Raw genomic sequence first — 14,071 nt, 5'->3', positions numbered from 1 at the left:
TTTTCATATGGTTATGCAAAAGCCTAATCTTGCAGTCTTTTCTTTAATGGCACATGTATCAAAATCGTATAAGCTTATACCATTCCCTGTTCAAAATATCATTTATATAAAAAACACTGGCACTACCTCTGAAGAATACCAAATTACTTCTTTGCAAAGTTCACAATCTCTTCTGTCTTCTGTACAATCAGTTACGTTTCCCTCCTGATCAAAAAATGCTCTGCATTCATCAAAAGTTTTATTACTTATTGTCCCATCTTTTTTTATAAGTCTATCTGTTTTTTTGTCAGCAACAATCAGTGATTCACTTTGAGAAAGTACTACCACCGGCTTATTTTTGTCAATGCTGTCAGGGTAGTAATATGCTCTTGTGTTAGTTAAATAAGCATCGTCAGAAAATACGTGATTTTTACAAGATGCATACCAATCAGGCCAATCATTCCTGTCACCAATTTGGCGTACATTATAAGATTCTTTGCAAAGACTATTCGGAGGAATAGTCATGCAATTTGCATTCATACTTCCTCTCCAAGTGATAAAAGGGTATTCCATGCCATTCTTATCGCAGTTAGTTGCTGCTATACCAAGTTGTTTTACATAATAATCATCGGTTTTAATTTTGTCAATAATGTCTGCACTTAAGTCAGGGTAAATTTTATTTAATGCCTCTCTTATATAAAGCTTACCATTCTGAGTTACTTCAATATAGTTACCATCTTTTCTGCTGTTGTCACATCCTTTTCGGTCACACTCACCTTCGTCAAATATTTTTCTAGTTTTCTCTTCAAGGTTACACGTTTTTAATATGTCACAATTTAACTTTACCCTTAATTCTTTGTCTATTTTTTCTTCTACTTCCTTTATCAATTCATCCTTAGCCTTATCATCAATCTTACAATTAAGATCTTTCTCTAGTTCATTTTTAATCTTTTCTTTCAGTTCATCCTTAGTCTTATCACCAATCTCAAACTTAAGATCTTTCTCTAGTTCATTTTTAATCTTTTCTTTCAGTTCATCCTTAGTCTTATCACCAATCTCAAACTTAAGATCTTTCTCTAGTTCATTTTTAATCTTTTCTTTCAGTTCATTCTTAGTTTTATCATCAATCTTGGATTTAGGGTCTTTACCATCATCTAGCCTTGTATGTAAATTAATTTTCAATATATGTGGCAGTTGACGTATATGACTTACATGCCTATTATTTGAATAAGGGGAAGTGTTCTTTAACATAAAATTGCTCCATTAATAAATAAAGGTTACTAAAAAGTTAACATAAAATAGAAGTGTATACTAACAATGTATACACCTTCATTACTTTCATATAATATAAACAATACCTTCTGGTACTGACATTTGTTCAGGAGAAAATGCTGATTCTGTGCGCGTATCTATTATAGAAGCATTTATCGCATCCACACAAGCTTTGCATTCAGGATTACTATCACATTGTCCTTTGATACGATTGTCTGGACCAATTTCAAGATTGTTGTCACTTTTATCAATAATTTCTTTACATTTTGCAAACATTAAACCACTAGATTTCTTAGTAATGGCATCTTTAATCTCTCCAGAAACTGCATCAACTACTATTGAAAGCTTTGAAAAGTCAATTGGTTTTTTAGGTTCTGGACAAGCAGGACACTCAGGACAAGGAGGTATTTTTACCTCAGGACATTTTACATCAGGACAAGGAGGTATTTTTATATCAGGAAGCTGTATATTTAATTCGAGTCTATCACAACACGGATCAAAGTGGTCATGGCAATGTGGGTTAAAGTAGTTATGACAATGTGGACCAAAATTATTATGGTACCGTGGGTCAGTTGTGCAAGCCATACGCGTCAAGTTAAGAGATTGTGAGCAAATTTAGAGAGGTTAAAGTGGATACTCTAGCCCTTCTACGTTTGTCTTTTAATGAAAATCGCGACCAAGTTATAGTGAGTTTTTTAAGAAATGCTTTTAAACTATTAATTTTGGTTAATACTAAAAATAACTCTCTAACCCGCCTTTTTAGCTCAATAAATGCCTTTGTTAAGCTAAGTTCTGTATTCTTTTTCACTTCTGTGCAACCAACCATGCCGTGAAATATAAGAATTGCGCACAATTTAGCATATAGTTCACATAATACTCTGCATGGCTTTCCTTTTAGCTTATCAAGCCTGATATGGCTTTTATACAATTTAAATAATAACTCAATTTGCCACCTTACTCTGTAAATCGTTAATACTTGCTCAGCACTAATTTTATTTTCTGGAACATTAGTTATAAATATTGACCAGTTCAACAATTTTTGATTTCTTTTAGAGGATGTATATCCCTGCGATCTTGCTAATCTATTAGCTTTCCTTCTTCTGGCCATAGACTGTTCTTCAGTTAGTTTCTGACATATAATTCTTACTCTAATTTTTGCTTCTTTTCCTAACAATACCTCGTTTTCTAAAAATAACTTATCCTCTAAACATTCTAATAACTCCATTTTTTGATTTGTTTCTACATCATATATGTTGGTATCGGATTTATAACGACTTATGAAATAAGCTCCTATTTCATTGATTTGTTTAAAAGAACTTGGCACAAAATAACCGAGATCAGATATTAGCAAATCATTGCTTAATATATTACTTAAATGTTTCCTATATCCCTGGTCTGATCTCACTGCCATTAAGTTAAGGGAAAGAGAAGTTAAGATTGGACAAAAAATTTGAAGTGATTGATAATTATGGTAAATACTAGGGTGAATTTTTAAGAAAAGGGAGTCTGAAAAGTGCAAGTTATTTAAAAAAGTAATAATTGCAGGTTATTTTGCAAAGAATGTACTAATGCAATGATACTGAAAAGATATCTTGAATTTAAAACACATGTTTTCTAGCTCTTTTCTGGTAGTTGAGTGAACGAATATCAGATATCTTATGACGATCAACTCTTCTCCCTTTTCTCACCACTAAAGTGTTCATCAAAAATAACTGTGATAGTCGATCCATAATGCAGTCTATGTCTGACTCTGTAGAAAAAATATCAAAGGCTAAGTTTTTAATCGCATTAAATGAGACAGATTTATTGATGCTTTTTTTTAGTTTACTATTCTGTGAGCTCAATGTCTCTTCATCATCTTCTATCATGATACTTTCTAGATTACTGATGAAGATAGTTGACCAAAAATCCTGCTTGATAGTTTCAATACTTTTTCCTGTGAAATTCTCTAAATTTAATCTTCCCTTCAGCCTAGAAAAAAATGTTTCTACTCCCCAGCGCAAGTAATATAATCTCTCAAACTCTTCAACTGTAAAACGTTTCTCATCTAACAGAGATGTTACTAACACTTCAACTTCGCCAGAAGAAAGTATTATTTTGACTAACCTGAATTTCATCTCATCAGGTAATCCTAGCTTTCGTAGCTGTCTTGCTACTTTAATAGGTGCGGTAGACACTACCACCGTACTAGATGGGCTTTCCGGCTTAAACATAGCGTTTATTTCATTGAAAGACGAACTTGAACAGCGAATTATATAATTGATTTTCCTTCCTGTAAGCTCAGCAAGAAATCGATAAGATACGTATCCTCTATCACAGATTAACAAATCGTCTGATTTTATGGATTCAAGCATACCGATTGCTAAATCAACCTCATAGCTGTCACCTCTACTTAGCACAGATTTTATTGCAATATTATTTAGCATATCGTAGCAAACTTCAAAGGTTGCACTTGTATAGTCTTCAAATCTCTGGATTCCATTCCATACTGCTCTTGAGCTAAACTCACCTATTATTTTGTCGCTCTTTGGCAGAATCAGTATTGAAGCATCAAATGCAAGTACTCTGAAGCCATGGTGGGTTTTAAATTCCTGATCTTGGTAGTATAGGGAAACTATATCATCATTTAACTCTGAAAACGCAGTATGTTTTAGCTTCTTTCTTGCTTGAGTAAATGCACTTGCCGTAATTGTATAATCTTTTCTTGTATGCAGAACAAACTCATTAAGCATCACTTGTAATGACTTTACACTCTTTCTAAAAATCAGGAGAAATACATTAACGAAGGGCAGCTTTCTTTTTCGTGAGAAGTCTTTTGAGGATGCTCTGTGTGCGTTTATAAAGTTTAAACTCATCAATTTATTTTTTATAAACATGATTATTCTTTTTTTTACTCATGTCATTACTTCTTTTAATTTGTGAATCTTACCTGATTTTATAATACAGTTCATCACTTTTCCTTAACTTAATGGCAGTGAAGCATTCTTCTGCCTCACACCGCTTTATATTTGCTCTACCTATGTTGCAACGATCTTGACTAGTATTGCTGGACGGTGGCACATTGGCAGAGGGTTTGACTGCGTATGCAAATCAGTCCCTCTATCAAATCTTCTTGGCTCTTGTTTTGCATAGAGTGGCTGTCCAAGAGTATTCACTGTTTCATTAAAATCTGCTGGTGCAAAATATGTTGTAAATGTGCTTGCTGTTCCTACTGGAAAACAGTGCCCCGTATCCCTTTCTATAAATCTTCTCACGGTTCCTTCAGGATCAGTTGCTTGTCCTCTATATTCCTCAAACGTTATTCCACAGAACGTAAATCCTGACCTCATATCATTTCTTAGCGCTGCTCCTTCTTGCCATCTCTCATATGCTTCTTTCACTTTAGCATGAGAAGTAAGTGCATCAAAAAACTCAGGGCTTACTAAAGCATGAATTCCTGTCATATATTCACCACTTAGATTATCTTCTATGTGCCTCAATACTTCCAGACACTTACGTTTTACATCAGTTATCGCTGCTCCCAGTGCAAAATTTACTACTTTTGGTGTTATTTCAAATTCGTTGTACAGATTTAACAATTCACTGCCATCTGCGTCCAGAATTATTCCTTTCAGCGCTCCCATACGCAAATGCTCCAACGTTATTGCATGTTTATTTCTCATTAGCTGCAAATGGTCAGTTATTACATCTGCCAGCGCTTTAAGTTTACTTTCTGATCCAAATGCTCTTATTCCCTGTACTTCTTCTGGTAACACTACATCATCATGCGGAATATGTGGAATCGTAAATGTTCTTACCTTTCTTTTTCCTCTTTTTCCTACTGTTGCTGGTGCTCCGGGTACTTGCGTTGGTAGTAAACTTAATACTCCATTTTGCTCTTCTATGGTAATATGTCTAAATCTTACTGACCTACTTGGAAATAAATTTAAATTTTCAACCCGTCCATAATTTATCGGCAATATATTCATCGCATTAGTTAGTGCCGTCATACTAAATGCTGTATTTGTAAATGGATTTTGCATTTTTTCTTTTCCCCCTTTGTGTTTTTTATTGTTTAATATAGCTTTAGACTGCTTTACGGATAATGATCCCTCGTGTTTCAAGTTGCTTTATTGCTGCATTTTTCTGCTCTTCAGTGATATTTGCTGGCCATACAACTGCATGATCTGCTAGCATTGCACCGCGAGCAATAATTACTCCTTTAGCATTTTCCTTTGCGTTTACATCACTTGAAATTACTCCTATTGCCGTTTGTGTGCCATCGGTTGCTGTTAGATTTAAGACCCTAATAAAACCATCTTCAGTCTTTTTAGCAACTACTGCCACCAAGCTTGAGATTCTGTCCTTTGGCAACAGTTATTTGATCTCGTGAATATAAATTTGATGCTTCATATTTTAGAAGATCACCAAGGTTATTTTGTTCTGTTATACTACTCATTTTGCTTTTCTCCTTTTGTTATATATTTTAAATGCCTACGACTTTTCGCTACCTGCATCATCAACTCTTCTCCTGAATTCTGTGGTATTGTACTTATTATCTCTGTCTTCTTTGTTCTTTCTGCAAGTAATTCCATTAAAACTTCCCTTGCTTGCTCAACACTTACACTCTGCTCAATAAATTCTCCTATTTTCTCTGGCATCTTTGATATATTACATAAACGTATTAATTCAAGAACTTCAGTACGATACTTAGTTAAATTATTAGTTTCTTCTTTTAGGTCAGTTATAGTTTGTTCGTTCATAGTAATACTCCTGTTTTTATTAATATATTTAAACTCTGAAAGAATTGTAATTCCATCTGCAAGACCTATTTCTACTGCTTTCTCGCCAAAATATAGCCCTGCTTCTGTTGATTTGATTGCCTCTACAGAAAGGTTTCTATTGCGTGCTATTAGCTCAACCAGCATTCCATATAAACGATTCACTTCGCTTTTTAGGTTTTCTAAACTCTCAGAAGTTATTGGCTCATGTGGATTTAAATCATTTTTTCTACTTCCTGCAAATACTGTCGTATATTTTATTCCCTGTTTTTCATCAAACCCACTTTGATCTATATGACTTGCTATTACTCCTATGCTTCCTACTCCTGAAGTTCTACTCACAAATACCTTCTCAGCGCTTGAAGCTATAGCATATGCAGCAGAGTATGCATCATCATTTGCTAATGCCACAATTCTCTTTTTTAATCTTGATTCGTAAATAAAATCAGCTAAATCAAATACACCGTTTACCTCTCCTCCTGGACTATCTATGTCCAGTAAAATAGTCTCTATACTACTATCTTCTAATGCTTGCTTTACTTGTACTTCTATTTGCTCATATGATGTCATCCCGAGCATTTCATCAAACGCACCCGGTTTTTTAGTTAAAATTCCATGAATTGGTATAATTGCAGTTCTTTCTACGTTACTTTTGATGGAGTGATTTTTGAAAATTGGCTGTTTTTCTTTGTATAACGATAGCAGCTCAAAACTCCTTGGTTCAAGCATTAATGGTTTTCCTAAGAGCATCATAATCCTTTACAATCAGAGTCAAACATTAAGTTGAGACTATTTGCACGCTTTTGATCTTCTGCTATTTCTTGATCTATTTCTTCAACATCGTAACCCATTTCTGATACTACTTCTGATCGACTCTTAAATCCATTTCTTACTGCCATTTGCTGTGCTTGCTGATCTTTTAGCGGATCCACCCAATCAAATCCCTGTGGTATCCATTTTACTTCTTCTTTCGCTGCTTTTACTACTTTTTCATCTATACTCAGTTCTCCACAAAGTACTGCTAACTCTAGCCATCTACTCCAAATAGGTCTACAAAACTGGAACACTATCACGTTATGCTGTAACATTGCGCACCTTCTGCGAAACTCTATCAACCCTGCCCGAATGGATGAATAATTAACGCTTGTTAAATCTCCTGTTAGCTGCTCATATGTTATTCCTGTGCCTATTGCTATTGCCCTGAGTTGCTGTCTCATAAATGCTTCATAGCTTCCTCCTACATCAGATGGCTCTGAAAACTTTATATCCTCACCTGGATCAAGTAGTTGCATAGTACCAGGTTCTAGGCCAGATAGTGCTACTCCTTGCTCATTACTTTCACCTTCTCCTAAAATATTTGCTTCTGGATCAAGTCTCGTAATAAACCCTGCAAACATTGCTGCAGTCTTTTTTCGTACTAATTCTGCATCATCATATTGATCAAGTTCATAGAGCTTTAGCAGTATACTCGAAAGCCATGGCTCTCCTCTAATTTGCCCAGGTCTCAGTGGTTTATAGATATGTAAAACATCATTTGCTGGTACTCTTACTGATTCTCCAAATGAGCCTTCGCCTGGATGTTCTCTAAATAAGTAATATGCTTCTCTTTGCCCAAAACTCAATCCCGTTTCTTATTACATTACCATTTGCTAAAGTTTGATTTGTTTTATTGTCTAAATGTTCAGACTCAAGTACTTGCAGTTGTAGTGGTACAGAAAATCTATCTTCCAGCTTTCTCGTTCTTAAATGTACAAAACATTCTCCTCCCTCTATCATACTTCTACATACTAGAGCTTGTAATCCATAAAAATCACTTACTCCGCTACTGTCTGCTTCATCTGTCCATTTTAGCCATAATTCTTGCACCTTCTTTCGAAATTCTCCATCTCTTGCTTTTGATTGTGGTTTTATTCCTGTTCCAATAGAGTTACTTACTATTGTATCAATTATATTTGCAGCATAGGGGTTTTTCCTTACCATATCACGTGATCGACTACGCAGGTGCTCAAGGCTTTGAGAGAGTAAGCTATTTATATTACTTTTCTCCGGTTGCCAATACATTACCCTTCTTCCTGAGCCAGATGCATCCCAGGCTGAACTTTTGATTTTTGGCTTACCAAATAATTGTTTAAATGACTTTAATAGCATTACTTTTCCTTATCTGAAATTTTCAATAATTCAGCCTCTAGCTCTTCTATTGTTGGTAGCGCTGTTTTTATCTCCTCTGGTAGGTTTTCAGTTATTCGATATTCAGCAAGGCCTATCGGTTTGGTCATATCTTGCAATGTATACTCAGCAAGCACGTTATTTTTCGATTTACATAGGATTAATCCTATAGACGGTTGATCTGTTGAGTGCTTGAGTAAATTATCTACTGCAGATAAGTAGAAATTCATTTTACCAGCGTATTCTGGTTTAAACTTATTATCTTTCAATTCAATTACTATAAAACAACGTAATTTCAGATGGTAAAACAATAAATCAACAAAGAAGTCTTCATCACCAACATCTAAGTGAAACTGCCTACCAACAAATGCAAATCCTTCCCCTAGCTCTAGCAAAAACTTCTCCATGTGCCCTACAAGCCCTTTTTCTACTTCTCTTTCATGAGCATCCTTTCCTATACTTAAAAAATCAAAAATATATGGATCCTTTAATGTGTAATGCGCTAAATCTGATTGAGGCAAAGGTAGCTTCTCTTTAAAATTAGTGATAGCTTTTCCCTGACGTTTATGCAACCCAAGTTCAATCTGCATTACCATGATGTTTCTTGACCAGCCATGTGCTATAGCTTCTTTTATGTAGAATAGCCTCGCTTCTTTGTCCCGAACTAAGTCCATCAGAAATACATTATGTCCCCATGGCAATTGGGCAACAAGTTGTTGCACAAATTCAATATCTTGATATTCCCTTGCAAATTGCTTCATGTATTTTAGATTTCTTGTGCTAAAACCTTTCATTTCTGGAAACTCAGCCCTTAAGTCTCTACTTAACTGCTCAATTACTTTGGATCCCCAACCTTGATTCTTTTGTTTTTCTAGAATCTGCGTTCCAATATAATGATAGAGTAGTAGCAGCTCTTTATTTACTGTCCTTGCTGCTTTATAACGACTAGTAGCAATCTGTTCTTTGAGCTGCTCTAAAAATTCTGTATATTCTTTTGCTATAATTTTTGTCATATGGTTCCTTTCAACGATTTTTATCATTATATGATCCCTTTACTCGTTGAAAAAATAATCTTTCTTTTGGCTACGGTTTTCAGTTCAGCTTTAATACGTTGTCTTAAGCTTAGCAAGTCATTTATCTGGACTTCAGCATATCTCACAACATGATCACCATAAGCAATTGAGACAACTCTTTCTCCGCTTTGCAGTTTCTTGATTGCTTTTTCTACTTGCTCTAAATCAACTATGTTTTTTTTAATTTTTCATTTGTATAATTTTGCAACTTTACCCAACCATATAGATAATAAAAACCCGTTTGTCATAGAAACAGAATTCTATATCAAAACAGCTACTGCAACAATTTCCGTTTAAGCTATGTGAACAAGCACTTTAAGTTTGTGTGGACGCACAATATTCATTTCAATTACTGCTATGTAAATTTTTAAACATTCAAATTAATTGCCTCTTTAAGCCTTGCATTAGCAATTACTATAATTTTACGCATTAGAGCTGTTATAGCTACCATCTTCTTCTTACCACTTTCAACAAGCTTAGAATAAAAGGTGCCAAGTGCAGATTTGGACCTTGCAGCAGACATGGCAGATGTAAAGAGCTTTGAACGAATATTACTTCTACCTCCTATAATCCTTCGGTAACCAACAGTTTTACCACTTTCCCTAGGATGAGGTGCAACTCCGGCAAGACTTGCTACTTCTTTTCTACTTAAGTAACCAAGCTCTGGCATTAAACACAGAAAATCTTGTGATAGCTTTTTACCTATTCCAGAAACTGTTTTAAGGATTTTTTGACGTTGTTGTAGTTCATGGCTTCTATCAATAATTTTTTGTATAGTATCATTGAGTTCGTTTATTTGACTATCGAAAAATTCAATGGTCTTCTGACAACTTTTCTTTATATGATCATTTTCAGGAGCTTCCAGTCTACACTTTTCCTGAGCTCTCATTTGCGTAATGTCATCACGACGTTGACAAAGTGCAACCAGGGTTGATTGTTCTTTTGATGTAGGTACAAATAGAGAGAGAGTTCTATGGCGTTCAAATCCATATTGAGCAAGAGCCCTCGCATCTGATTTATCAGACTTTGCTACAGTTCCGTGAGACAAGATAAAGCTTTTTACTTTACGAGTATTAGCTCGATGTACTGCAATATTCTTGTCAATAAGAAAATGTGACAAACCAAGCTCATATTTTCCTGTGTTTTCCAAAGTTACTAAAGAATTAGGTAGAATATCTGAAAACTTTTGAAATAATTGTTGCCAACCATCAGAATCATTGTCAAATTTGACAGCGTTCTTCTGTTTGTGAATTGCAACGACATTTTTAAATTTTCCGATGTCAATGCCAATAAAATTTTGATAAGATGTAACCATAATAAACCTCGATAGTTTTAGTTAATTTAAGATTGTAAACGGGTGCATATATATGTCCCAAGCAACTATTCAAACGTATCGAGAGATGGGCTAGTGTACCTTGATTTAAACGGTTGTAGTACCAATATTCTTCCGGTCGCACACGCCCATGATAGTCCTATTCCTATAGTGAGTAGGGCTATCTTTCCCTCTTATCCTCTTTTATATCACATTTTCAACTTACAATATTCTTTATTGCTAGTTTTATATCATCACTTTAATTTGGTTGTATTTTACTAAAAAAACTTTAGATTTATTTTATAATCGATACTCAAATATGATTTGGAATTTATTGCAGACAGGGCAAAAGGAAGGCTATAAAATTGCGTATACCAATGCTCGTATTATTGACCCGGAAACTAAACTTGATATAAAAGGTTCATTATTGACTGAAGGGGGTAAAATTGTTGATTTTGGCGAATCATTATTTTCAACAAGTGGAGTTGATGAAATAATAGACTGTAAAGGGCTTGTTCTAATGCCAGGCCTTATTGACATTCACGTACATTTTCGTGAACCAGGTCAAGAGCATAAAGAAACTATACATACAGGCAGCAAATCTGCAGCTGCAGGGGGCGTTACAACTGTAGTTTGCCAGCCAAACACTGTTCCAGCGATTGATAGTGTTGTCTTCGCTAAGTATTTGAAATATAGAGCATTTGAAACTTCGCATGTGAATGTTCAATTTTACGCTAAAATCACCACTTCGGAAGAAAAATTAACTGAAATGGCACTCTTAAAGGAAGCAGGTGCAGTTGGGTTCACCGATGATGGTATGCCAGTTATGAATCCAATGATTATGAGACAGGCACTGCTTTATTCAAGTATGCTTGGTGTTCCTATTGCTCAACACGCAGAGGATTTGAATCTATCTGCTGGTGGCGTAATTAACGAGGGTAAGATTTCTGAAGAATTGGGAGTAAAGGGAATCTTGAGTGCATCGGAATCGGTTATGGTAACTCGTGATATACTGCTAATGAAGAACATAGAAAATGTACACTACCATATTTTACATGTCTCTTCAAAAGATTCACTTGATGCTATTAAACGTGCAAAAGATTTGGGATTAAATGTTACGTGTGAAGTAACTCCTCATCACTTTACTTTAACTGAAGATATAGTAAAACAACACGGAGCAATCGCAAAAATGAACCCGCCGCTTCGCACTGAAGAGGATCGTTTAGCTATGATTGAAGGTTTAAAGACAGGTGTGATTGATTGCATTGCAACCGATCATGCTCCGCATGATCTTAGTTCTAAAGATCTGCCACTTGAAAATGCTGCATTTGGTATTATTGGCCTTGAAACAATGCTGCCCCTTTCACTTGAACTATATCATAGTGGACAAATGGGTCTACTTGATGTGCTTGCAAAATTGACATATAAGCCTGCAGATATCATACATATGCCACGTGGCCGCATACAGAAAAACCTTGTAGCGGACTTAATTTTAGTTGATTTGGATCATGAATGGGAAATTAAAGTTGACAACTTTGCTAGTAAATCAAAGAATTCCCCTTTCGATGGACGCAAAGTAAAAGGGCACGTAGTACGTACCGTTGTGTCTGGCAAAACTGTATATTTACAGAAGAGTTAGTTATTATACAATTGTGCTCTCAATTTCAATCAATTGTAAAGATTTAATATAAGTGGTAAAATATAGCCACTGAATAAACAATATATGCTAATTAGTACGACATCGGAACTGGAAAATGCATGTAAAGAATTGATGGAAAAAGATCCAAAATTTATAGCAATTGACACGGAGTTCATTAGAAATAATTTAACCTACTACCCAAAATTATCGTTAATTCAAATTTCTTACGGAGAGAAGAGTTTTATTGTAGATGCATTAGTGCCAGAAATTGATTTATCATTCATTAAGAAAATGATGCTAAATCAAGGAATAATCAAAGTGTTTCATAGCTGCAGGCAGGATATAGAATCCTTACTCACTGTGTTTAAATGTGTTCCCACTCCTATTTTTGATACCCAAGTTGCTGCTATGTTTTGCCATTATTATCATGACTTTATTGGTTATTCAAAAGTAGTAGAGCAATATCAAGGAATAGCACTGGATAAAATTAAAGCTAAAAATTCAGACTGGTTAAGGCGTCCATTGTCTGAGGATCAACTAGACTATGCAATAAACGACGTGGTATATCTATATGATCTATACCAAATATTGTGCAATAAACTTGAAGAAAGTAATAGGATGAGTTGGTTTCAAGAAGAGATGGAATTATTGGTTGATATAAATAAGTATTTGCATAGTCCAAAAGATGCATGGAGGAGGATTAAATTTAACTATGAAGCAAATCCGAGGCTAATGTTAGTTGTTAAAGCAGTGAGTGAGTGGCAAGAGACTTTAGCACAACGCTATAACATCAATCGTAATAAAGTAATTAATAATGCTGTAATAATTGGTCTTATTGAAAAAAATGTGGAGCGTATTGACGAGGTTTTAGATGATCTTGAGAGGAACACAAAAAATATAAAAGAGGAAGATTTATTAGAATTTATGAATATTTTCAATGAGAATGAGAAGGAGTTTGTGCAGCAAAATTATACTCTGTCAGATAATTATGATAAATCTGTATTTGATATACTCTCGATTATTTTAGAGAGCAAATGTAAGGAAAATAACATATCAAGAAAGTTAGTTTCATCAAAAGATGAGTTAGCTGGTTCAATATCTGGGCAGATAGATAAACTATTCAAGGGGTGGAGATATGATTTTTTCGGTAAGTCAGTTGAATCATTTTTGAACGCAGGCTCAAGGTTTGAGATTTTAATGGTAAAATCTGCTGATAGTACAGCTAAAATTCGGAGTAATCTTGTGGAGAATCACCGTATCACGTGTTGAGGTCTAACGAGTTTATTATATCTTTCACTTGAGAAAGAACATTTGCGCTGGTATCGATGATGAAATCACTCATTTGCCTTTTTTCTTCAATAGGTAGCTGAATACTGGACATTAGATTCAGCTTTTCTTTATCCATATTACGCTCACTGAGCCTTTGAGCTTGTACAGCGCTATCTGCATGGATAAAAACAATAAAATCGCAATACAAATGGAATCTCGTTTCCAGCAGGAGTGGAATGTCTAGAACTAGAGATTTTCTATCATTTTTTTTCTCCTGAGCAATAAAAATTTCTAATTCATTTCGCACAACGGAATGCACTAAAGATTGGAATTGTTTCCAATTTTCATCATAGGCTAAAAAATATTCAGACAATACTGCTCTGTCTATTTTACCATTTACTACCACCCCAGGAAATTTTTCTTCTGCATAACTTATTATGTTTTTGTCCACTTTATAAAGCTGGTGCACGACAGAGTCGGCATCAAACAAAGCGGCACCAAATTCTTTAAAGCAATTGGCTACAAAGCTCTTTCCAACTGCAATCCCACCTGTTAAACCTATGATCATATAGCAAATTTCTTATAAAACTATATTTATAGC

General features: G+C 34.8%; 11 protein-coding genes and 3 pseudogenes. 2 read left to right on the top strand and 12 right to left on the bottom strand.

The window, feature by feature from the left end; genetic code table 11:
- Positions 1-102: 102 nt before the first annotated feature.
- From ABWU45_RS01670 to ABWU45_RS01620, 11 genes and pseudogenes are all read right to left on the bottom strand, one after another.
- Complete coding sequence (locus ABWU45_RS01670) at positions 103-1,230, bottom strand: hypothetical protein (RefSeq protein WP_353278741.1); 1,128 nt, start codon at positions 1,228-1,230, stop codon at positions 103-105.
- A gap of 87 nt (positions 1,231-1,317) precedes the next feature.
- Positions 1,318-1,836 (bottom strand): hypothetical protein, encoded by a 519-nt coding sequence (locus tag ABWU45_RS01665; protein ID WP_353278740.1) that lies wholly within the window; start codon positions 1,834-1,836, stop codon positions 1,318-1,320.
- 10 nt (positions 1,837-1,846) lie between these two features.
- Positions 1,847-2,671: pseudogene (locus ABWU45_RS01660) on the bottom strand (IS4 family transposase); the annotation flags it as partial.
- A gap of 178 nt (positions 2,672-2,849) precedes the next feature.
- The gene (locus ABWU45_RS01655; RefSeq protein ID WP_353277926.1) at positions 2,850-4,127 is read right to left on the bottom strand and encodes an IS4 family transposase; all 1,278 of its coding nucleotides are present in this window, start codon (positions 4,125-4,127) and stop codon (positions 2,850-2,852) included.
- Between the two features lie 141 nt (positions 4,128-4,268).
- Positions 4,269-5,273, bottom strand: a complete 1,005-nt coding sequence (locus tag ABWU45_RS01650; protein WP_353278738.1) for a major capsid protein — start codon at positions 5,271-5,273, stop codon at positions 4,269-4,271.
- 43 nt (positions 5,274-5,316) lie between these two features.
- Positions 5,317-5,689 (bottom strand): annotated as a pseudogene (locus ABWU45_RS01645) (head decoration protein).
- Entirely contained in the window at positions 5,682-6,761 is a 1,080-nt protein-coding gene (locus ABWU45_RS01640; RefSeq protein ID WP_353279065.1) for a S49 family peptidase, read from the bottom strand. Before ABWU45_RS01640 ends, ABWU45_RS01645 begins: the two are co-directional and overlap by 8 nt.
- Positions 6,761-8,159, bottom strand: a pseudogene (locus ABWU45_RS01635) (phage portal protein). The gene ABWU45_RS01640 and the pseudogene ABWU45_RS01635 overlap by 1 nt, the downstream one beginning before the upstream one ends.
- Complete coding sequence (locus ABWU45_RS01630) at positions 8,159-9,190, bottom strand: YhcG family protein (RefSeq protein WP_353278736.1); 1,032 nt, start codon at positions 9,188-9,190, stop codon at positions 8,159-8,161. Before ABWU45_RS01630 ends, ABWU45_RS01635 begins: the two are co-directional and overlap by 1 nt.
- Before the next feature lie 26 nt (positions 9,191-9,216).
- A complete protein-coding gene (locus ABWU45_RS01625) occupies positions 9,217-9,423 on the bottom strand; it encodes a gpW family head-tail joining protein (RefSeq protein ID WP_353279064.1) in 207 nt (68 codons plus the stop codon).
- Positions 9,424-9,617: 194 nt separating this feature from the next.
- On the bottom strand, positions 9,618-10,565 hold the full coding sequence (locus ABWU45_RS01620) for an IS110 family transposase (RefSeq protein ID WP_264375505.1): 948 nt from the start codon (positions 10,563-10,565) through the stop codon (positions 9,618-9,620).
- A 316-nt stretch (positions 10,566-10,881) separates the two neighbouring features.
- Between ABWU45_RS01620 and ABWU45_RS01615 the strand changes: the two genes are divergently transcribed.
- Together ABWU45_RS01615 and ABWU45_RS01610 are read left to right on the top strand one after the other, a co-directional pair.
- Positions 10,882-12,201: a dihydroorotase gene (locus tag ABWU45_RS01615; protein ID WP_353278734.1), complete on the top strand. Its 1,320-nt coding sequence runs from the start codon at positions 10,882-10,884 to the stop codon at positions 12,199-12,201.
- Positions 12,202-12,285: 84 nt separating this feature from the next.
- Positions 12,286-13,470, top strand: a complete 1,185-nt coding sequence (locus ABWU45_RS01610; RefSeq protein WP_353278732.1) for a ribonuclease D — start codon at positions 12,286-12,288, stop codon at positions 13,468-13,470.
- Here ABWU45_RS01610 and coaE read toward each other — a convergent pair.
- Positions 13,460-14,038 carry a dephospho-CoA kinase gene (gene coaE, locus ABWU45_RS01605; protein ID WP_353278731.1) on the bottom strand — a complete coding sequence of 193 codons (579 nt, stop codon included), beginning with the start codon at positions 14,036-14,038 and terminating at the stop codon, positions 13,460-13,462. The two genes, ABWU45_RS01610 and coaE, sit on opposite strands and share 11 nt — an antisense overlap.
- Positions 14,039-14,071: the final 33 nt, after the last annotated feature.

Source organism: Wolbachia endosymbiont (group B) of Longitarsus flavicornis, from assembly GCF_964028135.1.
Lineage (GTDB): Bacteria > Pseudomonadota > Alphaproteobacteria > Rickettsiales > Anaplasmataceae > Wolbachia.
This window is presented reverse-complemented; position numbering and strand designations above follow the sequence as displayed.